A 346-nucleotide genomic window follows, 5' to 3' on the forward strand; every position below is an offset into this window, starting at 1 on the left:
GCTGTATGTCACCTATTCGATGCCCACCCAGGACGCCCGCACCTTCACCCGGCAGGACCTGGCCAGCCTGCGCTGGCGCCAGATCGAGAGTGACTTTCCAGCCGGCAGCCGGGCGCGGGTGGTCGAGGGACCGCGCCTGTCCGCCGTCCTGGCCGAGGCTGGCGTGCGGCCGGATACAAGCGTGCGCCTGACCGGATTTGACGGGTACGAGGCCGAGATCGATGCGCGCATGATCGACCGGCACGAGCCTATTCTGGCGCTGAGGGCGGACGGCCGCGCCCTGGCAACAGGCGGGCTCGGCCCGCTCATGCTCGTCTGGCCCCGGTCGAACCGCGGCGAGCTGGCC

General features: G+C 71.1%; 1 pseudogene. It reads left to right on the top strand.

Annotation, left to right across the window (positions count from 1 at the left end):
• Nucleotides 1-346, top strand: a pseudogene (locus tag E5162_RS14795) (hypothetical protein); the annotation flags it as partial.

The sequence above is a fragment of the Marinicauda pacifica genome (assembly GCF_004793635.1).
Classification (GTDB): Bacteria; Pseudomonadota; Alphaproteobacteria; order Caulobacterales; family Maricaulaceae; genus Marinicauda; species Marinicauda pacifica.